This is a genomic window from Kribbella sp. NBC_00709 (genome assembly GCF_036226565.1).
Lineage (GTDB): Bacteria > Actinomycetota > Actinomycetes > Propionibacteriales > Kribbellaceae > Kribbella.
On the sequence record NZ_CP108996.1, the window covers coordinates 6,849,948 to 6,873,938 of the forward strand.

A 23,991-nucleotide genomic window follows, 5' to 3' on the forward strand; every position below is an offset into this window, starting at 1 on the left:
CATCATTGGCCCCCCGGCCCACTCATCGTCGGCCCGTGGCCGGTTGGTGCAATGGTTCGCCCGGAGCCGCGACTTGCCGTGTGCCGCGCCTCGGCGGGCGACGCCGGCTTCATGGTGCGCGCGGCGGTCGTGTAGTCGAGTGCCTTGAGCACATCGCGCGGTACGCCGGCTTTCTCCAGCTCGGCGGCCACCTTGGCGCTGAAGCTGCCGTCCGGCGACGACGTGTTGTAGAGCCCGCGCAGGTCGACCCGGCCCTCGGCCATCCGCGCCAGTTGCGGGTTCAGCGTGGCGAACGCGGAGGCGAAACCGCCGTCGTTCACCCCGAGCAGGGTCGCCGGCTTGTTCCGTGCGGGGTCGCCGGGCAGCGCCTGGTACTTCCGCTCCGTGCCGTCGGCTTCCTTGACCAGCAGCACGACCGGCTTCTGCGTACTCTGCGCCCGGTCGATCGCGTCCAGCAGCGGCCGGTACGGCTGGTACTCCGTTCCGGACTTGCCCTGCCCGTACTCCGTGGCGACGAGGTCCGGCCGTCCCAGCTTCTCCGGCACGGCCTGCAGCCGGGAGTCCGCGAGGACCGAGTCCAGTGCGGCGCCCTGCTCCAGCTGCCGGAGGCCCTCGAGGTACCGGTGTCCGAGCATCCGCACGAACATCTGGCCGTTCGCGAGGTTGGGCACGTGGGTGGTCTTCTTGGTGACCTGTTCGCCGCGGCCGTTGTCGGTGCTGGTGCGGATCGTGGCGTCGTACACGACCGGGATCCGGACCGTGACCATCTGCCCTTCGAGGAAGCGGCTGAGCTCGAACCGGGTGCCCTTCGCGTCGGCGGTCTGCTCGTTGACCTGGTCACCCACCGAGCCGCTGATCGACGCCACTCCGGCGTCCAGCCCGCCGGTCGCCGTCAGCGGTGTCATCCGGGTGTGGGAGCTGCCGGCGCGCGCCACGCGCTGGCTACGCCAGACATGGCCCTCCTGCCCCGACGAGGGGTCGCCGCTCAGCTCCCAGCCGACCGGAACGGCATTGACCGTGACGTTGATCATCGACTTCCCGTTGCCCGGCTGCTTCATCGGCGGCAGTGCGATCCCACCGTCGAGCAACCGGCCGATCTTCGCCTTCAGCGCGCTCGGTTTCAGCGTCGACCGGACCAGGTGCCGGAAGGTGGCCATGCCGCGCCGGCCCAGGAACTCGGGCCGCCGGAGGACGGCGCTCAGGTTGTCGTACAGCTGGTCCTGCTTCTTCTCGCCCCGTCCGAACGGCACCGAGCGGACCGGCGTCGCGCCTTCGGGCAGCCGGACGACGCGGTGGTCCGGGCGCTGCTCGGCCACCTCAGCGGTCTCCGGAGCCGGGCCGTCGCGCAGCTCGCCTTCCGGCATCATCATGAACAGATCGGCCGTCAGTTGGCGCGGGGCGGACGTGGTGACGGCGGTGTCCGGGTCGAGCCGGCGAAGTTTCGCGCCGGTGCTGTTCATGGTGGCCGCACCGGCATGGTGCAGCCGGACCACTTCGGTGGTGAAGACCACCTTCCGCTCGGCCAGGTTCCGGACGAACATGCCGTGCCGGCGCAGGTTGGTGTTCTGATGGCCGTCGCCCTGGGTGTCGGTCGTGGTCAGGTCCGTCGAGACACTGCCGGTGGGACTCACGGTGCCCACCGCGGGCACCCCGCCGTCGGCGCCGACGGTGATCGTCCGGGTCCGGGTCACCGACCGATCGCGCGTCTCGTAGTCGTACTCCTGCTCGGCTCCGCCGGCCTGCTCGGCCGCCAGCTTCGGCCGGCCGTGCTCGTCGGTGAGCATCTTCCCGTCCGCGTCGGTCAGCACGGCGCGAACGGTCACATCGCCCTCGAAGTGCGCCCGCACCCGGACCAGCAGTACGTCGGGATGCGCCCGTCCGTCGAGCGGCGCCTCGATCGGGATCTCGACTCCGTCCGGGCTGAGCATGTCGTCCAGCTGGCCGCTGATGTTGGCGGGTGCGAGGGCGATATCGAGCGCGGCCTGCACCACCGGACTCGCGTTCCGCAGACCGGGAGCCACCTCGTCCATCTGGGCCGCGACCTGTGGCCGGAGGTCGGCCGGCCGGGTCTCGTCGCCCGAGACCACCACCAGCTTCTCGACCTCGGCCGAGCCCAGGCTGTCCTGGTAGGCCTCCGAGGTGTGCATGGTGCGGCCGCGCGCTGCCATCTCGTCGGACTGATCGAGGGTCGCGGTGAGCCGCTCGTCCTCGGTCTGGTGCTGGTCCGCCGCGGCGAGGCCGGCCTCGCGAAGCTTCGCAGCGAACCGATCGGTCGTGTGCGTCGGCGCGAGGCCGGTGGTGACGCCCTGCTTCTCCAGCGTGTAGCGGCGGATGAAGCCGCCTCGGACGCGCGGGCTGAGCGGGAGCTTGTCGTTCAGGTACCGCTCGGCCGCGTCGCTGACCATCGGCAGTGGCAGGTCGAGCTTGCCGGCCGCATAGAGCTCCAGCGCCCGCCGCTCGGCCATCAGCTTCTGCACCGTCGCACCGGGCAGCGGTACGGTCCCAACCACCTGGCCGTTGTGCACGATGTCCGCGAACATCCGGTACTGCTCCAGGAACTGATGGTGCGTACCGGCGTTGATCAGCAGCCGTTCTTCGCCCGACGTCTCGCTGACCGTGGTCGACTGCGATGTACCGCCGGTCCGGCCGAGCGACAGATCACCGGAGTACGCCGAGCCGTCCGCGGCGACCGGGCCGCCACCGGCCTTGCCGCTGATCCCGCCGGAGGTGGCCGTCCCCGACGTGTACCCGACGTCGCTCATCGTGAAGTTGATGTCGACGCTGTTCTGCTGGGTCATCGCGACGTGGGTGAGGCTGATCGCCTCGCCGCGGATGTGCACCTGGTACTGCTGCGGCAGGATGGTGCCGTCCTGGAGGGCATGGATCGGACTGCCCGGCGCCTGCACCACCATGAACGGCGGCTTGTACGTCCCGTTCATCCATTCGCGGTTCGCGATCAGGCTGCTCGGGGCGAGCGCGCCGTACAGCGCCGGGAGCGCCGTGGAGTCGGCCCGGATCGCCGGGATCGCGGCGGCCACCACGTCGGCCGCGTTACCTGCGTCGACGGCGACCGGGATCGCCTGCTCGACGGCCTCGCTGGACGGCGCCTTGGGGTCCTGCTCGAACACCGGCGTCGCGGCCCGGGCCAGCGAGCTGCTGTAGGCGATCTCCATGCTGCCGCGGACATCGGCCAGCGCCTCGGCGTCGCCGTGCTCGGTGATCTCCGCGAACTTGATCCGGATGTTCTGCCTGACCCGGTCCTGCGGTTCGGTGCCCTCGCTCAGCGTGACCCGGTTGATCCGCAGTCCCGCCGTCCAGCTCATGTTCCGCATGAACGCGGACCGGCTGAACTTCACCCCCAGCTTCGCGGCCCAGCCCCGGACACCCTTCGCCGGTCCGAGGGAGCCGTCGACACCGGCCGAGACCGGGATCGACGAGCTCTGTCCGATCGTCCGGCTCGAGGCCTCCGAGCTGATGCCCAGCGGAACGTCGTTCTCGTTCGTGCTGGTGCCGCGGCCCTCGGAGATGAAGGTGCCGGTCTGCTCGTCGTACTCCTGGTCGACGGTCAACCGGTACGGCCGCCAGCGTGGCGTGCCGGCGAAGCCCTGGTCCTCGAGCACCACGATCAGGCCGCTCTGGCAGGCCTCGTTCATCCCCGCCGAGAGCCGCGCCGCACTGATCGCCTGCACCACGCGGTCGCGGTTGGCGAGCTGGGACCTGGTCGCGGGCTCGCCGTCCCTCGGCACCAGGCCCTCCGCGCGGAGCCCGGCCAGCGCCTCCTGGCAAGCATCCTCCGCGCCGACGATTTTCTGCACCAGGCCTTGGCCGACTCCGCGGATCTGGTTCGGTCCGCGTCCCATCCACGGGGGTGCCGTCTGCGGACCGGTCGGCGGTTCCGGGTCGTCGCGCAGCAACAACCGGCCGTCCTTGTCCGTCCGGATCGCCTTGTCCTTGTCCCGGCGGACGGCCTTCGCGTCGGCGCGGCCGCCTGCCCGGAGCAGATCGTTCTCCGCGACCCGCATGTGCGCCGTACAGGGGTTCTCGACGACGATCGGCGGTTTCCGGTCGCCGACCCGGCGCAGTGTCGCCTTTGCCCGGAGCGGGACCTTGACGCCCTGGGTCCCCATGAACCGGTGGACGACGGGCGAGATCGTCGTGTTGCTGACGTTCTGACCGCCTTGCCGGGACACGTTCCGCCCGACCGACACGCTCGGGGACAGGTTGACGCCGGATCCGCCGACGTTGTTCAGCGCCGTCGCCGCGGCCACTGGGTGCGCCGCGTCCCGAACGCCGGGGAACGACAGCGATCCGGTGCCGGTGAGCGAGGCGCCGTACGTCTGGCTCGCGTTGCCGCCGAGGAAGCCGACGGGGACCTTCTCCATCCCCATCTCGGCGCTGAACTCGCCGACGAGCTCGGCCGCGCTCCAGTCCGGCTCGAGTTCCCAGGTGAGCTCGTAGTCGTTGTTGTCGGCGGACCGGAAGCTCCGGGTGAGCCCGCCCGGCCGGCTCATCTCGTGCATCAGCCGCGGAGTGTCCATCACGATCAGGCCGGAGATCTGGCTGGCGGTGACCTCGTCCAGGTCGCCGTACCGCTCGTGCGCCTGCCGGATGACGTCCGTGGCGATGCCACGCAGACCATCGACGCTGTCCATGGTGAACCGCGGGAACTCGCCAGTGACGTCCTGGGCGTGGCCGAGCTTCGCGAGCGTGACCGTCTCGGACTGTGCCTTTACCGTGTACGGGCTGGCCACCCAGGTCTGCTGCGGGCCGACGTCGACGCTCCGGACCGGGGACCACGGCTCGAGCGGAGATTTGCGGACCTCCACCTCGAGTACGCCGTCCCACTCGACCAGGAGGGACTCGCCGCGATGGACGCTCACCCAGCCGAGCTGGTGGTGCCCGGTCTCGCCGGCGTTGTCGGCGAGGGTGTGGCCGTGGGTCACCTGGACCTTCGGCGTGGTCAGCTGGGCGGCGGCGTGCAGCGGAGTACCCGGTGCGGCCAGCGCCATGATCGGCTGCAGGTTCACACCGACGGTCGTGCTGCCCGAGTGCGTGTTCGTGGTGCTGGCGCTGATGCCGCCCTCGCCGAGCGTGCCGGACATCTGCTCGGCCATGTCGAAGTCGCGGTGCGGCTTCTCCCGGATGTCGCGCGCGCGCATCCGGAGCCGGACCTCAGGCATCTCGGAGACGCTGCCGTCCCCGTCGCCGGGGACGGTGAACACCATGCCGTCCTGCGACAGCAGCAGGCGGTACTCCGCACTCTCCAGCGGCAGCGGGCCGGTCAACGGCAGCTGACGGGCGGCGCCGTTCGCGGCCAGTTCCTCGTTGATGACGTCGACGGGCAGGTGGAGCGGCGCACCCTCGGGCGTGCCGGTCATCAGCACATCCGCGACCGGCAGGGCGGACTTGCAGCTCTGCTCGTACTTGGTGACCTGACTGCGCGCGGCGTCGGCCAGCGCCCGGAGCTGGGCCGGCGACCCGCCCGCATCGATCCCGTCCAGGAGCGTCCGGTACGCCTCGACGGCGTGCTCGGCCTCGGCCGCCGCGGCGCCGTACGCCGCGCCGATCTCCTTGTGCCGGTCGGCCTTGTTCCCGGCCGCCGCGGCCGTGACCCGCAGCATCCGGGCCCGTTCAGCCGCGCCGAGGTCTAGTCCCTGCTCCTCCGTGGCGGCCTCGAGCTCGGTCTTCCCGGCCAACTCCCTCGCGGCCCGTTCGCTGTCCGCCTTGGTGGCCGACTGCGACTTCAGCTCGCGTGCCGCGGCCTGGAGAGACTCGAGCTGGGTGACGACCTCCTGACGCAGGTGCGCGACGGAGTTCCGCGCCGGCGTCGCCTCCGCCTGGGCCCGGGCCGCAGCGACTCCGAAGGCGGTGGCGTCGGGGCCGGCGATCGCTTCGGCGGCCCAGGGGAGGACCGGCTCGGAGCCGCCGTGGCGGCGGATCGTGTGGGAGAGGCCGGTGAGGTCGCGCTCCAGGTCCGCCAGGCTGCGCGGCCCGGTCGGAGCGCCGTTGGCCAGTGTCTCGGCGCGGGCCTGCTGCCAGTCCCGGGCCATGATCTGGTACGCCGCGTGGTCGGCGTGGAGCCTGCGGTCGCGTCGCTCGTGACTGAAGACCGACTTCAGCCGGCCGAGCACGCCGCGGGGCCGGTCCGCTCGCGCGGCCGCGATCTCTTGCGTCATCAGGGCGAGCTGGTGCGTCCAGACGTGACGCAGTTGCTCGTCGGCCAGCTGCGCCGAGATCCGCAGTACGTGCGGGTCTTCCGCCGTACCGGACCGGATGATGCCCTGCGCCATCGCACCCAGGGTGGTCTGCCCGATCTCGACGCGGACATGCTGCGGTACGTCGGTGGCTGTCGTCTGCAGTACTGCCCGCTGCGCCTGGAGGTCCACGGCGGGCGGGTCGGTCACGGAGGAGGCCGCCAGGTCGACGTCGTCCATCGCGGCAAGGACCGTCAGCGCGGCCGCCCCGGTCAGTGGGGTCTGACTACTCGGTCGTCCGTCGGCACCGGTCACCAGGCCCGTGCCGCGAACTTGTGAGGTCCAGACCCGCCGACCTTCAGCGCGTCTATGGCCGCTGCCGACAGCCGCTCGATGTCGGCTGCCGGCAGGCACAACGGGTGGGCCGTTCACCGGCCCGTTCACGCCGAGGAGATGGGCGTCCTGACTGATCCGGGACGAGGTCGACGCGATCGTGGAAGGCGCCACAACGCGCGCCGTTCCGGACAGGCGGTCGAGCCGGGCGGCGGCCACCTCGTCGTCGGGGGCAGCACTGCTGAGCGCGACCTCGAGCATCGCCTCGGCCTCGGCCCGCTTGGACCGGTCGAGCCCCGGCCCCCGCAAGTACTGGTCGATCGCATCGATCGCCCCACGAGCCGGCAGCTGACCGCGGGCGCGAGCCACCTCGGCACCGAGCACACCGATGGCCTCCGCCAGCAGACGGTCGTCGGCGGCGCGGTCCGCGGCCCTGCGGGTCAGCAGCTCCTGCAAGCCACGCATCACCTGCGCCGGCAGCATGTCGTCGCGACCCGTCAGCCAGACCCTGCCGTTACGCAGCGGAACGGCGGACGGGTGAAGGATCCCGAGCGCGGTTCCCACTGCCCAGCGGGCGCGAGTCGTCGGATCGGCGGCGGACGAAACGGGTGTCGTCAGCCGACTCACCCCCTCCCGTTGGGTGTCCAAGTGCTCACCAGTTGTCACTAGGACGTCCTAGTTCCGGAATCTAGCAAACTGTCGGTTACTTGCCAGCAACTCGATCCACCCGAACTGTTAACGATTTACGCCAGCCGGGCCACTTAATATCGAGGCCATGGCCGACCGGTTGGGCACATCGCAGTGGAGCGTCCCCGAAGCGCGCAGCATGGTCGCGCGGCTGCGGCACGTCGCCGGCGACAACCCGGAGTACGACGGCGTGGAGCTGTTCATCGCCCTGTGTGACTACCTCGACCAGCTGTACGGCGGGACCGGATTCGACTACGTCTTCACCGGGGCCGAGCGGCAGGCGCTGGCCGACGCGGTGCGGCAGGTCCGCGGGCACAGCGTCGTACCGGATCCCAGCGGTGAGCGGCTGATCCAGCCGGTGAACGCGGCGGTCACGCTGGTCGAGGGACGGGCGCTGACGACCTGGTTGGAGGAGCGGGACGGGTGGCAGCAGGAGGTCGGCAAGGCGCTCCGCGCGCTGTACACCTATCTAGACCAATTGTACGGCGGCCCGGGTGCCTTCAACGAGCTGCTGACCACCACCGAACGCAAGCGGGTCGCAGCGCGGTAACAGCCCGGCCTGTTGGCGCGAGTGGCACCTCGCTGCCATTACGGTAGGCGCGTGAGTCTCTCGTCCTCCACGCGAACCCCTTCCCAAGGCGCCCGGGCAGCGGGCCGATCGGCGGGCGGTGGTCCGAACCGCCTCCCGGGCAGCCGGGAGCGGCGTCCGGCCCTCGCCGCCCTCGCGGTGATCCTGATCCTGCTCGGTGCGGCCGGGTCCGCGCTGATCGCGCTGAACAGCGGCAACCGGTCCGACTTCGTCGCGATCTCCGCCGACAGCCTCGCGCCCGGGCACAAGCTCGAGGCCAAGGACCTGTCCCGCGGCGACCTGGCCGGCGCGACCGGCGGTCTGATCCCGTGGTCCGAGGCGAGCAAGTACCTCGGCCGCTACACCACCACCTGGCTGTACAAGGACCAGTTCGTCACGCCCGAGAACTTCACCAAGGACGGGGAGCAGCCGATCCCGGCCGGCGCTGCCCTGGTCGGTATCAGCCTCGAGGCCGGGCGCGCACCGTCGGACGGGCTCGACGTCGGTGACATCGTCTCGATCACCCGGGTTCCCACGGCCAACCAGGACGGCACGGCGCCGGTCACCCTGGTCAAGGCGGCCGCTGTGACTTCGAGCGCAGGCGCCATCACGGACTCGAAGACCAGCGCGAACAGCACGCTGAACGTGACCGTGCTCGTCCCGGCCGACCAGATCACCACTGTCGGCGCGGCCGCGGCGTCCAAGTCCCTCATGGTGGCGAAGCTGGCGCCCGGGACCAAGACGGACGTGGAGCGCAACGGCGGGGCCAACTGATGGCACTGGTGGCATTCGCGAGTGCGAAGGGTTCACCCGGCGTCACCACCGCAGGTCTGGTCATCGGAGCACTCTGGCCGCGGCAGGTGCTGCTGGCCGAATGCGACCCGGCCGGCAGCGACGTGGCGATCCGGATGACCGGTCCGGGTGGTTCGGCGCTCAACTCCGACCGCGGCCTGGTGAGCCTGGCCGCCGCGAGCCGGAAGGGCCTGGGCGACGAGGTGATCCTCGCGCACAGCCAGCAGCTCGACGGCGGTCTCGACGTACTGCTCGGTGTCCGTTCACCGGAGCAGGTCGGTGGCATGGGCGGTCTGTGGCATCCGCTGGGCATCTCGTTCAACCAGATGCAGCAAGGCGACGTACTGGCCGACTGTGGGCGCATCGGTGCCTCGTCGCCGCAGCTGCCGGTCATCCAGTCCGCGCGTCTCGTTGTCATGGTGTGTTCGGCGACCGGGTCGTCAGTCGCGCATCTGCGCGAGCGGCTGTCCACTCTGGTGCACCATGTGGACGCACAGCTCGGCGTGATCGTCGTGGCCGATCCGAAGCAGCGTGACGGCGTCAAGCAGGTCTGGACCGTGCTGGACGCCATGTCTGTGCCAGTGCGGCACCGCTGGCACCTGGCGTACGACCCAGCCGGTGCGGCGTTCTTCGACGGGCGTGGCCATGGCAGGCTCGACAAGACCCCGCTGATCCGGTCCGCGACCGACATCACCGCGGAGATGGCGTCCCTGGTCTCCGCGCCGCCGCCGCAGGACTTCGACATGGCCAACGCGGCGTTCCCGCCGGGTGACTATCAGTGACCGAGCGGAGCGAGGTCACCATCCAGCACAGTGCGTCTCGTGTCTCATCGGCGCCCGGAGCGAAGCGAGGACGTCGATGAGCGCTGACCAGGAGCTGGTTCGGAAGCTGCGGGTTCAGGTCGCCGAGCGGCTGAACGAGCAGCGGCGCCGGGACCAGGTGAACGGCGTACCTCCGATGAGTGCGGAGGACGAGCGGGAGTACGCACGGTCCCTGATCGTGCAGGTGCTCGAGGACCACGCGCGGTACGAGCTGGCCGAGGGCCGGACGCCGCCGACCCCGGACGACGACGCACAGATCGCCGGCGCGATCCACTCCGCGCTGTTCGGTGTCGGCCGGCTGCAGCCGCTGATCGACGACCCCGAGGTCGAGAACATCGACATCAACGGCTGCGACCAGGTCTTCGTGCAGTACGGCGACGGCCGCGAGGAGACTCCCGGTCCGGTGGCCGAGAGCGACGACGAACTGGTCGAGCTGATCCAGGTGCTGGCCGCCCACGCGGGTCTGACGAGCCGGCCCTTCGACTCGGCCAACCCGCAGCTGGACCTGCGGCTGCCGGACGGCTCCCGGTTGTCCGCGGTGATGGGCGTGACGTCGCGCCCCGCGGTGTCGATCCGGCGCGCCCGCCTCGGCAAGGTGTACCTGAGCGACCTGGTGGCGAACGGAACCATCTCCGACGACGTCGGCTCGTTCCTGCGGGCCGCGGTCGCGGCCCGGAAGAACATCATGATCGCGGGCGCGACGAACTCCGGGAAGACCACGCTGCTGCGGGCGCTGGCCAACGAGATCCAGCCGCACGAGCGACTCATCACGGTCGAGCGGTCGCTCGAGCTGGGCCTGGGGGAGTTCAAGGACCTGCACCCGAACGTGGTCGCGTTCGAGGAGCGGCTGCCGAACTCCGAAGGCGTCGGCGAGGTCACGATGGCCGACCTCGTCCGCCGCTCGCTGCGAATGAACCCCTCGCGGGTCATCGTGGGTGAGGTGCTGGGCGACGAGATCGTCACGATGCTGAACGCGATGAGCCAGGGTAACGACGGCTCGTTGTCGACGATCCACTCGAACAGCTCGATGGAGGTGTTCAACCGGATCAGCACCTACGCGATCCAGGCGCTGGAGCGGTTGCCGATGGACGCCACCCAGATGCTGATCGCCGGCGCCCTCGACTTCGTCGTGTTCATCCGCAAGCACAACGACTACCAGCGCGGTGGCGGCCTGAGCCGGTATGTCGAGAGCATCCGCGAGGTGACCGGCTGGGACGGCCGGGTGCTGTCCGGCGAGGTGTTCGCCCCCGGGCCGGACGGTCACGCCGCCGCGCACGCGCCGATCGCCTGCATGGACGAGCTCGAGCACTTCGGCTACCAGCCGCTAGTCCACGGAACGTGGGCGTGACGCGATGAACGACCGGACTCTGGGCGCGCTGCTCTGCGGGGCGGTGGTCGGTGGCGCGGTGATGCTGCTGATCGTCGCGATCCGCGGCACCGAGCCGAAGGACGAGACGCCGTCGCTGTTCCGGCACCGCACCGCCGACAGTCGTAAGAACCTGATTCGCCTGGGCGCGGCCATCGCCGTCGGCCTGGTCGTGCTGGTCGTGACCCGCTGGCTGGTGCTCGCCGTCGCACTCGGTCTGCTGGCCGGGATGGCGGACCGCTTCTTCGGCGGCACCGGCGAGGAACGCCGGGCGATCGACCGGCTGGACGCACTGGCCACCTGGACCGAGGCGCTGCGCGACACCATCGCCGGCGCGGTCGGCCTGGAGCAGGCGATTCCGGCGACCGCGGTGAACGCGGCCCCGGCGATCAAGCCCAGCCTGAACCTGCTGGTCGACCGGCTGCGCATCCGCGAACCGTTGCCCTCGGCCCTGATGCGGTTCGCCGACGACCTGAACGACCCGTCCGCCGACCTGATCGTCGCGGCCCTGGTGCTGAACGCCCGGCTCCGCGGACCCGGTCTGCGCGAGGTGCTGAGCGCGCTGGCCGATTCCGCCCGCGAGGAGCTCGACGTACGGCGGAAGGTCGCGGCGGAACGGCGATCTACCCGGCGCAGCGTGCAGGTGGTCGTCGCGATCACGCTGATCATGGCGGCCGGGCTGGTGCTGTTCAACCCGACGTACATGGCGCCGTACCGGAGCTTCATCGGTCAGGCCGTGCTGACCGTGGTGATCGGGCTGTACGCGCTCGGACTGGTATGGCTGCGGCGACTGGCCAAGATCGAGGTGCCGGAGCGGTTCCTGATCGGCATGAGCACCGACGGCCGGCTGAACCGGCCGGGTGACGACCGGATGGAGACGGTGAGCGGATGACTTGGGCCTTCATCACCGGCGGCCTGGCAGGCCTCGGCGTGTACGTCGCGGTGCGGATCTTCATCAAGCCGCGGGCGAACGTGTTGTCGACGATCGCGCGGATCGACGCCGGCCGTGGCGGGTACACCAGCGGCGCGACCACCAGCGCGGCGGGCGAGCGGGTGCTGGGCGGCGTGGACCGGGCCCGGGAGACGCTGGGCCGCCGGCTCGAGGCCGAGGCGAACGCGCGCGGCTGGGCGTTCGGCAAGCTCCGCCGCGACCTCGCGGTGATGAACCAGCCGTTCGCCGCGATGCTCGCGACCAAGGTGTTCTTCGCTCTCGGCGCGCTGGTGCTGATCCCGATCGTGCTGTTCCTGTTCTCCGCGATCGGGTTCTCCGCGCCCGGTGCGGCGCCGGCGATCGTGACGCTGGCGTTCATGGCACTGGGGTTCTTCCTGCCGGACCTGGCCTTGCGGCAGGAGGCGGAGAAGCGGCGGCGCGACTTCCGGCACGTGGTCGGCAGCTTCCTCGACCTGGTCGCGATGAACCTGGCCGGCGGCCGCGGTCTGCCCGAGGCGCTGATGACCGCGTCCACGATCGGCGAGCACTGGGCGATGGCCCGGATCCGGCAGGCGCTGGCGAACGCGCGGCTGATCGGGATCACGCCGTGGGACGCGATGGCACTGCTCGGCGAGGACCTCGGCGTCGAGGAACTGCGCGACCTGGCCTCGGCGCTGGCACTGGCCGGCGACGAAGGCGCGAAGATCCGTTCGTCGCTGCTCGCCCGGGCAGCATCGCTGCGGCGTAAGGAGCTGGCCGACGTGGAAGGCAAGGCGGGTGAGCGCTCTCAATCCATGCTGGTCGCGCAGCTCGTCATGATCTCGGCGTTCTTCTTGTTCCTGGCGTTCCCGGCCGGCGTGGCCATCCTCGGAAGTTGACGCGAACAGTGATCAGGGCACGGGATCCACACGGCGGATTCGTCCGTCGTACAGGGCATACTGAGGCCTCCTTCGGCCTCACGATCTGGAAGGCAATCGGATGACCTCGGAGTTGATGTTCTGGCGGACCATGGCCCGCTACGCGCTCGCACGGGCGCAGGCCCAGCGAGCCCGGGCGCGGCAGGGGCACACCGAGTTGGGCGCCTCCGCACTCGAGTGGGCGATCATCTCGGGGATCCTGGTCGTCGCCGCGCTGGCGATCGGCGTGGTGGTGAAGCGCGTGATCAGCAAGCACACCGCCGACATCGACACCGGCAGCTGACGGCTCAGCCATGCGGTCGGGGTGGAAGAAGATGCGGCGCAGACGGTCGGAGCGGGGGGTCAGCACACTCGAGCTGGCCATCCTCGCGCCGGCGATCCTGACGCTGATCTTCCTGTCCATCCAGACCGCCCTCTGGCTGTACGGGCGTTCCGTCGCGCTGAACGCGGCGGAGGAGGGCGTGTCCCGGCTCCGGCTGGTGCAGCCGACCGTCTACACCACGGCGGTGGGGGAGAAGGTCCGGTCCGACATCCAGTCGTACGCGGCGCAGCTCGGCGGGACGACGTTGCAGCACACCGACGTCCCGTTCCCGTCGTACAACAGCCCGGAAGGCGAGGTCTCGTTCACCGTCACCGGGGACACCGTGTCGCTCGTCCCCGGCCTGAAGCTGAAGGTGAGCCGGACCGCCACCGGCCAGATCGAACAGTTCCAAGCCGACAAGTGAGAGCGTGAGGATGAAGCGGAAGCTGGGGATCCGTAGTCAGCGCGGCACCATGGCGCTGGAGATGGTCATCCTTGCGCCCGTGCTGCTGCTGCTGTTCATGTTCCTGCTGGCCTGCGGGCGGTACTTCCAGACGTCGTCGCTGCTGGAGAGCGCGGCCCGCGACGGCGCCCGCAGCGCCAGCCAGGCGCGGTCGTTGCCCGAAGCCCAGGGCCGCGTCGACGACGCCGTCACCACGACGATGAACCAGGCGATCAAGTCCTGCAAGACAACCGCGTCCGGCTCGATCACCACCGGGTTCGTTGCCGGTTCACCGTTGTCGGTCGAAGTCACTTGCACGATCAACTACCGCGACCTCGGGCTGCTCGGCCTCGGCGGCGACACCACGATCACCAAACGCTTCACCTCCTCCCTCGACCCGTACCGGGGGGTGCGCGGTGACGGCTCCTGAACGCCACCGGTCGCGGATCGTCGAGTTCCTCCGGATCGATGCTCCTGGCAACCACCGGCTCTTCTCCCGCGGCGCGCTGAGTCCCGCGGTCGCGATCCTCGCGGTGATGATCTTCACCCTGGCCGGCCTGGTGATCGACGGCGGACGGCAGCTCGGCGCCCGCTCCCGCGCGGTCGGGTACGCCCAGGAGGCCGCCCGGGTCGGCGCCGCCGCGATCCAGCTGAACGTCGCCGAGGCCAAGATCGACCCCGCCAAGGCGGCGGTCGCGATCGCCGGGTTCTGCGCGCAGGTGCGCACCAACGACCCGGCCGTGACCGCCTGCGGCCCGACCACGCTGACCGACAAAGAGGTCGACATCCAGGTCGACATCGCCAACAAGACCACGTTCCTTGGCCTGATCGGCAAGACCTCCCTCAAGGCCAGCGGCACCGGCCAGGCGCACGCCGAACAAGGCATCGAGAAGGCCGACGACAGCCCGACGATCCCGCCGATCGTGGTCAACCCGACCACCGACGGCCCCGGCGCGCCGACCTCCGTCGCGCACCCGCCGACGATCGACCTGCCCTGCCCGACCTGGACCGTCGGCTCACCGACCCCGACCTGGACCCTGTCGCCGTTCCCGTTCCCCGCCACCTGCTCGCCGAACGTGACACCGCCGCCGGACACCAACTCCTCCCCGCCCCCGTCCGGCGATCCGTCCGGCCCGCCGTCGAGTTCGGAGCCGCCGCCGTCGTCCAAGCCGCCCGGCGGCTAGAGATCAAAGGATTGCCTCCCGTGCGTAGGTTTGCCCTCCCGGCCGTCGTTCTGACCGGTGTTCTGCTGTTGAGTGCCTGTGGCAAGAACTCCAACGACGGCACCCTCCCGGTCCCGGCCGGCGGCTCAGGTACGGCGACGTCCTCGGACACGCCGTCCGCCGAGCCGAGCGAGCCGTCCAGCGCGCCGACCCAGCCGGCGACCACCGCCAAGCCCACCACGGCGCCGAAGGGCCAAATCATCATCGAGGCAGGGAACTTCGCCTCGAACCCCGCCGTCCAAGGCCTCGTGACCAGCTACCCGCTGTACTTCCAGGCCCTCGTGTCGAAGGACGACACGGTCCTGAAGAAGAAGTTCCCGTCGTTCTTCTACTCCGACGTGTCGCAGGGCATCTTCGACGCCCAGCGGAACGGCTGGATCATGAAGCCGCCGGGCAGCGTGGTCATCGTTGGCGCCCACAGCACGAAGGACGGCACCGTCGCGGTGCAGACGTGCCGCTCGCAGACCACGCAGTACTGGGATCCGAAGGCGAAGAACTGGACCGTCGTGACGCCGAAGGGCTCGCCCGAGGTGATCGAGATGATCCTGACCGGGATCGGCTGGCTGCCGTACCGCCTGGCCACGACGACCGGGGTCAAGTGCGGCGGAGTGCACTATCCGGCCTAGTCCGGAACTGGAATTCGAGGTTGCGAAGAGGTGACGGGGCAGTGGGCAACGGGCATGATGCCCCTGGTCGAAGATAATCTGCCGGAAGACGAGTCCTGGGGAGTGAGGATGCACAACCGAGTCGGCCGCACACTGCTCGTCCTGAGCGCGGTTCTCGCCCTACTCACGGCCGGCCCTGTCTCCACGGCCTCCGCAGACACCATCCAGACCGGCACGTCGGTCTGCAGCATGTACGTCAACTCGGTGGGCTTCGGTGCCTACTGCAGCAACGGGCCGGCCCATACCGATCCGCATCAGTCGGCACCGCCTACGTGGCGGGAGCGGCTCAAGGGCATGCCGTTCATCCCGTGCCGCGACTTCACCATCCCGGACGGCATCCGGCTCCCCAAGGCGCCGGACGGCAAGAAGTGGGTGATGCGGATCACGATCACCGACTACAACCTCGACACGTTCGACGGTGGTGACAACGCCCACTTGGAGCGCGCCTATGTCCCGGTAGGCCCGGTGGAAGAGGCGCAGTGCCCGTTCCCGAACTACATGGAGCCGTTCTGGTATCCGTTCAAGAGCAACTATCCGCCGCCGGCCTTGGTCGTGATGCCGACGTTCACGCCCCGCGTCAACGTGCCTGCCTTCTTCTCCCTGACCGCGGAGAGTTCGAAGGCGGAGGCCGACCAAAGAGACCCGGGCAGGCTCAGCGGATACGTCGACCCGGAGCACAACCTGACAATGCGCGGCCAGGTCGCCGCGATGACGGTCGATCCCGGCGACGGCACCAAGCCGTTCAAGTGCCTGATGGGTGTGACTACGGAAGACGACCCGGACGGGTACGACGAGACCCAGGACCCGTTCCACCAGATCAACACGTGCAAGCACGTCTACGAGCGATCCAGCGCGACCCAGCCGGACAAGATGTACACGGTGAAGCTCACCATCACGTGGGAGGTCTTCTACTGGGTCGGTAAGGCTAGCGGCTGGCACTCGATCGGCACAGCGAACGTGACCGCAGTACAACGGCTTCCTGTACAGGAAGCGCAGGCCATTGGTGGTTGATGGTGGGGGTATGGAGGAGCGATGGTAAGGACGAATGAGCCGGTGCGTGCGGCGCGGTTGCCGCAGCGGCGGGCGGGGAGTCCGGGCGCGGACCGGTTGAAGGGGTTCGTCGCGCTGCTTGCGATCCTCGCGATCGTCGGCGGTGTGCCGTACATCTTGCTGCGGTTCTTCGGGACGCCGTGGCCGGACCAGATGCCGACCAGCAGCATGCTGTTCAGCGAGCTGAGCATCCGGACCGTCCTGGGCATCATCGCGTTCGTCATCTGGATCGCCTGGCTGCACTTCGTTATCTGCCTGATCGCGGAAGCCGTCGCGGAGATCCGCGGGCACGGGTTGTCGCCACGGATCCCGTTCGGCGGCGGTTCGCAGACGATCGCCCGCCGGCTGATCGGCACCGTCGTACTGATCGCTGCCGGCGCCGGCGTCAGCCTGCCGGTCGCGAGCGCGGTCACCACGACCGGCCCGGCCGCTCCGACCTCGGTGTCCGCGCGGCACGCCACCGAGCAGTCCTCGGCGTCGCAGTTCCGCCAGACCGAGGCGGCCAGCAAGATCCTCGCGGGCAATCAGACGACGACCGGCGTACGGACGAACCACGACCACAAGGGTCAGGTCATCAAGTACACCGAGGTCCGTCCGCCGCAGGGCCGTAACTACGACTGCCTGTGGGACATCGCGGAGCGGTACCTCGGCGAAGGCCGCCGGTACAAAGAGATCTACGACCTCAACAAGAACAAGCTGCAGCCCGACGGCCGCCGGCTGACCAACCCGGATCTGATCATGCCGGGCTGGCAGGTGCGCCTGCCGGGCGACGCCAAGGGTCCGGGCGTGCACACCGTGCGGGTCAGCATCGACGACCACACCGGCAAGACCACGGTCAGCACGAAGACCACCACCGAGACCCGGACGGCCGTCAAGCCGAAGGCGACTACAAAGACCGAGACCAAGGCCGGCGGCAAGACCGAGACCAGGACCAGCACTCCGACCCGGTACTCCGAGCAGGGCATCGAGCCGGGCTCGTCGATCGTCATCGGCACGTCGCAGAGCGACCCGGGCGCGAAGAACGTCAAGCCGGGCGAGCCGGGTGTCAGCGTCGAGCCGCACGTTCCGGGGACCGGGCAGTCCGAGCACGGCGAACCGGCCGGCGGCGGCATTCAGGTGCCCGAGGCAACACCGGTTGCGACCGACGACGGCGGGATCAACCTCCAGCAGGCCGGCATCTACGGTTTCGGTGCTGCGTTGCTCGCGGCCGGGCTGGCGCTGGCGCTGAAGCGGCGCCGCGGCTGGGCGCAGGGTCCGGGCCCGAAGGCTGCCGGCCACCGGCAGACCGAGATCGGCCTGCGGCTGGCGTCGGACGTCCCGACCGCGCAGTTCGTCGACAACTCGCTGCGCAAGCTCGGCGCGGACATGACGCAGTTGGAGCGGCCGATGCCGAAGGTCGTCGCCGCGCTGGTGACCGACCGGGCGCTGACGCTGGTGCTCGACCCGTACGGGGCTCAGCCCGAGCCGCCCGGTCCGTGGCAGGCGATTGCCGAAGGCACCCGTTGGACGCTGCGCCGGGCGTACGGTCCGAGCAGCGAGGTCAACGCCCCCGCGCCGTACCCGACGCTGGTCACGGTCGGCCAGAACGCCGACGGTGCGACGGTGCTGATCGATCTCGACACCGCGAACGGGATCGTCTCGTTCGGCGGCGTGACGAATGCTTCCCGCGACGTGGTGGGTTCGCTCGCGGTCGAGCTGGCGACGAACCTGTGGTCCGAGGGCGCGCACATCAGCATGGTCGGGTTCGGTGACGACCTGTCGTCGCTGGCGCCGACCCGGCTGAGCTACTGGATCCGTCTCGACGACGCGATGGGCGAGGTTGCCCGGCGTACCGAGGCGCAGGTGCAGGCGTGCGAGCGGCGGAACGCCGGCTCGGTCGCGGAGGCCCGGATGACGCATCCGGACGCGGCGCTATGGGGCTCGGAGATCATCTTCGTGTCCGCGCCGCCGTCGCCGGAGGAGCAGGACCAGCTGAACCGGCTCGCGGCGGACACCAAGCGCAGCATCGCGGTCGTCGTGGTCGGCGACGTGATGAACTCGCCGTGGCGGTTCGTCGTGGACGAGAAGAACCAGGCCGTCTGCCGGCTGCTCGGGCTCGAGGTCGACGCGCACAGCGTCAACCCGGAGCAGTTCGCGGACCTGGTCGCGCTGTTCGACGCGGCCGAGGTGGATGCGCGGGACAAGCGGCGCTCGGAGCAGGACATGCCGGCGTACGAGTTCTCGACGACCGACCTCAGCCAGCCGGCTCCGGTCGAGGTCGATCTGCTCGGTCCGGTCGAGGTGGACGCCCGCGGTGTCATCGACGAGGGCCGGGTCGCGCTGTCGACGGAGATCATCGCGTTCCTCGCCAGCCAGGACTACGGCGTACACCCGAACGTGCTCGCCGGTGCGATCTGGCCGCGCGGCATCAGCGAGGAGCTGCGCGACGCCGCGCTGGAGCACACCCGCCGCTGGGTCGGTGTGGATGCCATGTACGCCGACGAGTCGGGCCGCTGGATGCTGAACCGCAGCGTCGTCCGGGTCGACTGGGACGTGTTCCGCACGCTGGCCAAGCAGGCGACGATGGTGGACGACCCGCGTGGTCCGCTGTCGACCGCACTCAGCCTGGTCCACGGCCCCGCCTGGTCGAACCTGCCCGGCGGCCGCTACTCGTGGCTCGCCGCGTCCGGGATCGAGCGCCGGATGGTGGAGGCCGTCGTCGACGCCGCACTGCGGCTCGCCGAGTCGTCCCTCAGCCACAACGACGGCAACCTGGCCCGCACCGCCCTCCAGACCGGCCTCAGCTTCTCACCGGCCTCCGAGGAACTCTGGCGAGCCACCCTCCGCCTGGCATCCCACTTCGGTACGACGGCCGACGTCACCAACGTCGCCGCCCAGATGTACGCCGCCCTCACCAAACACGGCGCCCCCCGCGGCCCCGAGGCGGAGACCGACGCCCTCGTCGACGAACTCCTCCCCGGCTACCACCGCCCCGCCCAGGTCGCCTGACCAACAAGAACCGCCCCGCACCTCGAAGGTGCGGGGCGGTTCTGTGTGTCAGAGGGGGTTGGCGGACCAGGTGTCGCACGAGGTCATGTCGCCGGAGTCCATGCCTTTTTGGAACCACTTCATGCGTTGGGCGGCGGTGCCGTGGCTGAAGGATTCGGGGGTTACCTGGCCTTGGGTCTTCTGCTGGATGCGGTCGTCGCCGACGGAGGCGGCGGCGTCGAGGCCGCGGGCGATGTCGTCGTCGGAGAGTTCGGTGATGAGTGGTTTGCCGTTCTTGCCGGGGACCGTGGTGGCGTGGTTGGTCCAGATGCCGGCCAGGCAGTCGGCCTGGAGTTCGGAGCGGACCGAGTCCGAGCTCGGGCCGTTGCGGGTCTTGATCCGGTCGAGGATGCCGTACAGGTTCTGGATGTGGTGGCCGTACTCGTGCGCCACGACGTACGCCTCGGCGAACTCGCCGCCGCGGGCGCCCAGATCCGTCTGCAGGGTCTCGAAGAAGCCGAGGTCCAGGTACACCCGCATGTCCGGCGGGCAGTAGAACGGGCCGACCGCGCTGGTGGCCGGGCCGCAGCCGGTGTTCACCGAGCCGTCGAAGACGCGCATCGGCGCCCGGGTGTACTTCTTGCCGCGCCGGGGGAGCTCCGCGGCCCAGAAACTCTCGATCGAGTTCTGGTAGAAGACGAACCGGCAGTTCGAGTTCGACTGCAGGTCGGTGCCCTGCTTGCAGGAGCTCAGGTTGCCGGTTGCCGTGTTCTGCGTGACCGGTTGGTCGGCGCTGCCACCTCCGCCTGGCAGGCCGCCGGTCAGCAGTAGGATCACGACCAGCAGGATGATTCCGCCGATGCCGCCACCGACCGGAATCATGCCCCCGGGCAGGCCGCCGCCGCGCCCGCCGCCACTACCGCGGGTGTCCTCGACGCCACTGGTGTCGAGATCCGCATCCGGATTGAATTTCACGCCACATACACTAGACCTGAGAGCGGGGAATTTCGGCGTGCCGTGACACCTCCTTGTCAGCCCGTAGCCCAGCGTAAGGACGCCTGCGAACCCCGATGATCACTGTCTCCAATCTCGAGGTTCGCGTCGGAGCCCGCCAACTGCTCGCGCCCGCGTCGTTCCGGGTCGGTCCCGGCGACAAGGTCGGGCTGGTCGGCCGCAACGGCGCCGGCAAGACGACCCTGACCAAGATCCTGGCCGGCGAGGGCTTGCCGGCCAGCGGCTCGGTGAACAAGTCGGGTGAGATCGGCTACCTCCCGCAGGACCCGCGCACCGGCGACCTCGAAGTACTGGCGCGCGACCGGATCCTGTCCGCGCGCGGCCTGGACGACGTCGTACGCCGCCTGCGCAGCGCGGAGAAGTCGATGGCCAGCGCGGACGAGAAGACCCGCTCCAAGGGCATGCGCCGGTACGAGCGCGCCGAGGCCGACCTGCATGCCGCCGGTGGGTACGCCGCGGAGTCCGAAGCGGCCCGGATCGCGGCCAACCTCGGCCTCCCGGAACGCGTCCTCGGCCAGCCGCTGGCGACCCTGTCCGGTGGTCAGCGCCGCCGCGTCGAGCTGGCCCGGATCCTGTTCGCCCAGGCCGAGACGCTGCTGCTCGACGAGCCGACCAACCACCTCGACGCCGATTCGATCATCTGGCTGCGCGACTTCCTCAAGTCGTACGCCGGTGGCGTCATCATGATCAGCCACGACGTGAACCTGCTCGAGGAGACCGTCACCCGGGTCTTCCACCTGGACGCGAACCGGGCCGAGATCGACATCTACAACGTCGGCTGGAAGGCGTACCTGAGCCAGCGCGAGACCGACGAGCGCCGCCGGAAGCGCGAGCGCACGAACGCCGAGAAGAAGGCGACCCAGCTGGTCGACCAGGCGAACAAGATGCGTGCCAAGGCGACCAAGGCTGCCGCGGCCCAGCAGATGCTCCGCCGCGCCGAGCAGCTGATGTCGTCGCTCGACGAGGTCCGGGCCCAGGACCGGGTGGCGAAGATCGCGTTCCCGACTCCGGCCCCCTGCGGCAAGACGCCGCTGATGGCCCGCGAGCTCTCCAAGTCGTACGGCTCGCTCGAGATCTTCACCGACGTCGACCTGGCGATCGACAAGGGCTCGCGCGTCGTCGTACTCGGGCTGAACGGCGCCGGCAAGACGACCCTGCTGCGGATCCTCGGCGGGGTCGAGAAGGCCGACACCGGTGAGGTGATCGACGGCCACGGCCTCAAGCTCGGGTACTACGCCCAGGAGCACGAGACGCTGGACGTGAACCGGACCGTGCTGGAGAACATGAAGTCCGCCGCCCCGGACCTGAACGAGACGCAGGCCCGCAGTGTGCTCGGCTCGTTCCTGTTCACCGGTGACGATGCGGACAAGCCCGCGAGCGTGCTGTCCGGTGGTGAGAAGACGCGACTCGCCCTGGCCACCCTGGTCGTCTCCGCGGCGAACGTCCTCCTCCTCGACGAGCCGACCAACAACCTGGACCCCGCGTCCCGGGCCGAGGTCCTGAACGCGATCCGCTCGTACTCCGGCGCGATCGTCCTCGTCACCCACGACGAGGGCGCTGTCGAGGCTCTCGAACCGGAGCGCGTCGTACTGCTGCCGGACGGCGTCGAGGACCTCTGGTCGAACGATTACGCCGACCTGGTCTCGCTCGCCTAGCTACTCCGAAGTAATATCCAGTCCATGGATCTCGGACTGCGGTTCACGGTGGACGGCCCGGTTGCGCGCGTGGTGCTGGACCGGCCGGAGGTGCGCAACGCGCAGACGCCGGCGATGTGGAGTGCCTTGGCCGATTTCGGTACGTCGTTGCCGCCCGAGGTCCGCGTGGTCGTCGTGTCGGGGGAGGGGCCGTCGTTCTCGGCCGGACTCGACCGGCGGCTGATCATGGGCGACAACGACCTGGGCCAGGAGCCGTTGCTGACCCTCGGCGCGAAGCCGACCGCCGAGGTGTACGAGCTGATCGCCGGCTTCCAGGCGGGCTTCTCGTGGTTGCGACGCCCGGAGATCATCAGCATCGCCGCGGTCCAGGGGCACGCGGTCGGCGCGGGCTTCCAGCTCGCGCTGGCGTGCGATCTGCGAGTCGTCACCCCGGACGCACGCTTCAGCATGCGCGAGCCCGCGCTCGGCCTGGTCCCGGATCTCGGCGGCACCCAGCCGCTGGTCCAGCTGGTCGGCTACTCGCGGGCGCTGGAGCTCTGCGCGACCAGTCGCTGGGTCGAGGCGGCCGAGGCGAAGGAGATCGGCCTGGCCAACATCGTCGTACCGGCGGAGGAGCTGGAGGGGACGGTGAAGGATCTGTCCGACGCGTTGCTCGGCCCGCTGCCGGGGGCGATCCGCGAGACCAAGGCGTTGCTCCTCGGTGCCGCGGACCGCTCGTACGAGGACCAACTCAAGGCCGAGCGGGAGGCCCAGGAGCGCCGCTTGAAGCAACTCCTGGCCGCCCTCAACGGCTAGTGCCAGTTGCTGACGAGTACGTCGTGCGGCGCGGGCTCGCCCTTGCCGGTCTCGACGTACTGCTTGAGGCTCATCAGGAACGTGGCCCACTTGGTGCTGCAGTGGTACATGAACTCGACCGGCTCGCGCCAGCCCGCCTGCTTGAAGAGCACGATCGTGTACTCGTCGGTCTGGGAGAGCTCGAAGCTGACGTGGGTGCCGATCCACTCCTCGGGGCCGCCGACGACTTCCCAGCGGACCAGTTCGCCGGGCTTGGTCTCGAGGACCTTCATGTCGAAGCCGTCGCCGCCGGCGGTGGCGAAGCGGAACTGGATCACGCCGTCAGGGTCGCCGACGGTGTCCTCGGTCCACCAGCCGGCCAGGCCGTCGATCGTGGTGAGTGCGGTGAAGACGTCCTTCGGGGAAGCGATGACGCCAACGCGGTGCAGGATGTCGCTCATGGGTCTGCCTTTCAGTTGTCTCGGGTTTTCTGGATCGTCTCGGCGATCCGCTTGATGCGCTGCAGCCGCCGGTCCCAGGCGTCGGTGACGTCGGTCAGCTGGTTGATCGCGCGGGCGAGCTGCGACTCGTCCACGGTGTAGCGGCGTTCGCGGCCGGACGGGGCGGAGTGCACCAGCCCGGCGCGGTCGAGGACGGCGAGGTGCTTGGCGACCGCCTGGCGGGTGACGGGCAGCTGGTCGCTGAGGCTGGTCGACGTACCGCCGCCGTCGGCGAGCAGCAGGTCGAGCATCCGGCGCCGGGTCGGGTCCCCGATCGCCGACCAGAGCTCGTCGTCGATCACGGCCGGGTCGCCAGCCCCTCGACGTACGGCGGGATGCGGGGCAGGAAGTAGTCCCAGCCGCTGGTGTGGTCGGCGAGCAGGTCGTCGGACTTGGCGGCCTCGTCGAACCCGGTCTCGGCGAACCGCAGCAGCGTGCCGCCGTCGGCCGGGATCAGGTCGAAGGTGACCAGCACCGAGTTCTCCGCGCCGGCGGGCTCGTCGGTGTAGGCCCAGCGGAAGGAGAAGCGCCGCGGCGGGTCGGCCTCGACCACCGTCAGCGGCTCGACCATGTAGCCGTGGTCCTGCCGGAAGGAGACGGTGCCGGTCGCGCCGGGCTTCGGGTCGAGGTCGATCTCGTCCGGCCACCACTCGCGCAGGTGCTCCGGCGAGCTGACCACCTCGTAGACCACCTCCGGGGTAGCCTCCACCCGAATCTCCCGCTCGATGCTCCTGGTCATTGCCCTCATCCTTTCGCAACCTTTTGTTGCACATGACTGTAGGCGCGATCGA

20 protein-coding genes are annotated in these 23,991 nt (G+C 69.8%); 15 read left to right on the plus strand and 5 right to left on the minus strand.

From position 1 onward, the window contains the following. Positions 1 to 2: 2 nt before the first annotated feature. Positions 3 to 7,154, minus strand: coding sequence for a hypothetical protein (locus OHA18_RS33500; RefSeq protein ID WP_328999353.1), 7,152 nt, complete (start codon positions 7,152 to 7,154; stop codon positions 3 to 5). 148 nt (positions 7,155 to 7,302) lie between these two features. Here OHA18_RS33500 and OHA18_RS33505 point away from each other — a divergent pair, with 148 nt between their 5' ends. The 13 genes from OHA18_RS33505 to OHA18_RS33565 all read left to right on the plus strand — a co-directional run bounded on the left by OHA18_RS33505 (position 7,303) and on the right by OHA18_RS33565 (position 19,278). After that, positions 7,303 to 7,764, plus strand: coding sequence for a hypothetical protein (locus OHA18_RS33505; RefSeq protein WP_328999354.1), 462 nt, complete (start codon positions 7,303 to 7,305; stop codon positions 7,762 to 7,764). Between the two features lie 51 nt (positions 7,765 to 7,815). Then, positions 7,816 to 8,556, plus strand: a complete 741-nt coding sequence (locus tag OHA18_RS33510; RefSeq protein WP_328999355.1) for a hypothetical protein — start codon at positions 7,816 to 7,818, stop codon at positions 8,554 to 8,556. Next, complete coding sequence (locus OHA18_RS33515; RefSeq protein WP_328999356.1) at positions 8,556 to 9,356, plus strand: hypothetical protein; 801 nt, start codon at positions 8,556 to 8,558, stop codon at positions 9,354 to 9,356. Before OHA18_RS33510 ends, OHA18_RS33515 begins: the two co-directional genes overlap by 1 nt. Before the next feature lie 76 nt (positions 9,357 to 9,432). Then, positions 9,433 to 10,743, plus strand: coding sequence for a CpaF family protein (locus OHA18_RS33520; protein ID WP_328999357.1), 1,311 nt, complete (start codon positions 9,433 to 9,435; stop codon positions 10,741 to 10,743). A gap of 4 nt (positions 10,744 to 10,747) precedes the next feature. Then, entirely contained in the window at positions 10,748 to 11,653 is a 906-nt protein-coding gene (locus OHA18_RS33525; RefSeq protein ID WP_328999358.1) for a type II secretion system F family protein, read from the plus strand. After that, positions 11,650 to 12,570 (plus strand): type II secretion system F family protein, encoded by a 921-nt coding sequence (locus OHA18_RS33530; protein ID WP_328999359.1) that lies wholly within the window; start codon positions 11,650 to 11,652, stop codon positions 12,568 to 12,570. The genes OHA18_RS33525 and OHA18_RS33530 overlap by 4 nt, the downstream gene beginning before the upstream one ends. Before the next feature lie 100 nt (positions 12,571 to 12,670). Further along, positions 12,671 to 12,892, plus strand: coding sequence for a hypothetical protein (locus OHA18_RS33535; RefSeq protein WP_137254948.1), 222 nt, complete (start codon positions 12,671 to 12,673; stop codon positions 12,890 to 12,892). A 31-nt stretch (positions 12,893 to 12,923) separates the two neighbouring features. Then, complete coding sequence (locus OHA18_RS33540) at positions 12,924 to 13,334, plus strand: TadE/TadG family type IV pilus assembly protein (protein ID WP_328999360.1); 411 nt, start codon at positions 12,924 to 12,926, stop codon at positions 13,332 to 13,334. Between the two features lie 10 nt (positions 13,335 to 13,344). Continuing rightward, entirely contained in the window at positions 13,345 to 13,782 is a 438-nt protein-coding gene (locus tag OHA18_RS33545) for a TadE/TadG family type IV pilus assembly protein (RefSeq protein WP_328999361.1), read from the plus strand. Continuing rightward, entirely contained in the window at positions 13,769 to 14,536 is a 768-nt protein-coding gene (locus OHA18_RS33550; RefSeq protein ID WP_328999362.1) for a TadE/TadG family type IV pilus assembly protein, read from the plus strand. Before OHA18_RS33545 ends, OHA18_RS33550 begins: the two co-directional genes overlap by 14 nt. A gap of 20 nt (positions 14,537 to 14,556) precedes the next feature. Then, positions 14,557 to 15,201 (plus strand): hypothetical protein, encoded by a 645-nt coding sequence (locus tag OHA18_RS33555; RefSeq protein WP_328999363.1) that lies wholly within the window; start codon positions 14,557 to 14,559, stop codon positions 15,199 to 15,201. A gap of 108 nt (positions 15,202 to 15,309) precedes the next feature. Next, positions 15,310 to 16,251, plus strand: a complete 942-nt coding sequence (locus tag OHA18_RS33560) for a hypothetical protein (protein ID WP_328999364.1) — start codon at positions 15,310 to 15,312, stop codon at positions 16,249 to 16,251. Between the two features lie 21 nt (positions 16,252 to 16,272). Further along, positions 16,273 to 19,278, plus strand: a complete 3,006-nt coding sequence (locus OHA18_RS33565) for a hypothetical protein (RefSeq protein ID WP_328999365.1) — start codon at positions 16,273 to 16,275, stop codon at positions 19,276 to 19,278. Between the two features lie 48 nt (positions 19,279 to 19,326). On the opposite strand, the gene ypfJ is transcribed toward OHA18_RS33565, so the two are convergent. Beyond that, the gene (ypfJ, locus tag OHA18_RS33570) at positions 19,327 to 20,232 is read right to left on the minus strand and encodes a KPN_02809 family neutral zinc metallopeptidase (protein ID WP_328999366.1); all 906 of its coding nucleotides are present in this window, start codon (positions 20,230 to 20,232) and stop codon (positions 19,327 to 19,329) included. A 95-nt stretch (positions 20,233 to 20,327) separates the two neighbouring features. Here ypfJ and abc-f point away from each other — a divergent pair, with 95 nt between their 5' ends. Beyond that, positions 20,328 to 21,926, plus strand: coding sequence for a ribosomal protection-like ABC-F family protein (abc-f, locus tag OHA18_RS33575; protein WP_328999367.1), 1,599 nt, complete (start codon positions 20,328 to 20,330; stop codon positions 21,924 to 21,926). 24 nt (positions 21,927 to 21,950) lie between these two features. Further along, complete coding sequence (locus OHA18_RS33580; protein WP_328999368.1) at positions 21,951 to 22,721, plus strand: enoyl-CoA hydratase/isomerase family protein; 771 nt, start codon at positions 21,951 to 21,953, stop codon at positions 22,719 to 22,721. Here the strand turns inward: OHA18_RS33580 and OHA18_RS33585 are convergent. From OHA18_RS33585 to OHA18_RS33595, 3 genes are read right to left on the minus strand one after another with little or no spacing between them, the layout of a single operon-like run. Further along, positions 22,718 to 23,161 carry an SRPBCC family protein gene (locus OHA18_RS33585; protein ID WP_328999369.1) on the minus strand — a complete coding sequence of 148 codons (444 nt, stop codon included), beginning with the start codon at positions 23,159 to 23,161 and terminating at the stop codon, positions 22,718 to 22,720. The genes OHA18_RS33580 and OHA18_RS33585 overlap by 4 nt on opposite strands. Positions 23,162 to 23,172: 11 nt before the next feature. Next, positions 23,173 to 23,502 carry an ArsR/SmtB family transcription factor gene (locus OHA18_RS33590; RefSeq protein WP_328999370.1) on the minus strand — a complete coding sequence of 110 codons (330 nt, stop codon included), beginning with the start codon at positions 23,500 to 23,502 and terminating at the stop codon, positions 23,173 to 23,175. Continuing rightward, positions 23,499 to 23,939, minus strand: a complete 441-nt coding sequence (locus tag OHA18_RS33595; protein ID WP_328999371.1) for an SRPBCC family protein — start codon at positions 23,937 to 23,939, stop codon at positions 23,499 to 23,501. The genes OHA18_RS33590 and OHA18_RS33595 overlap by 4 nt, the downstream gene beginning before the upstream one ends. Positions 23,940 to 23,991: the final 52 nt, after the last annotated feature.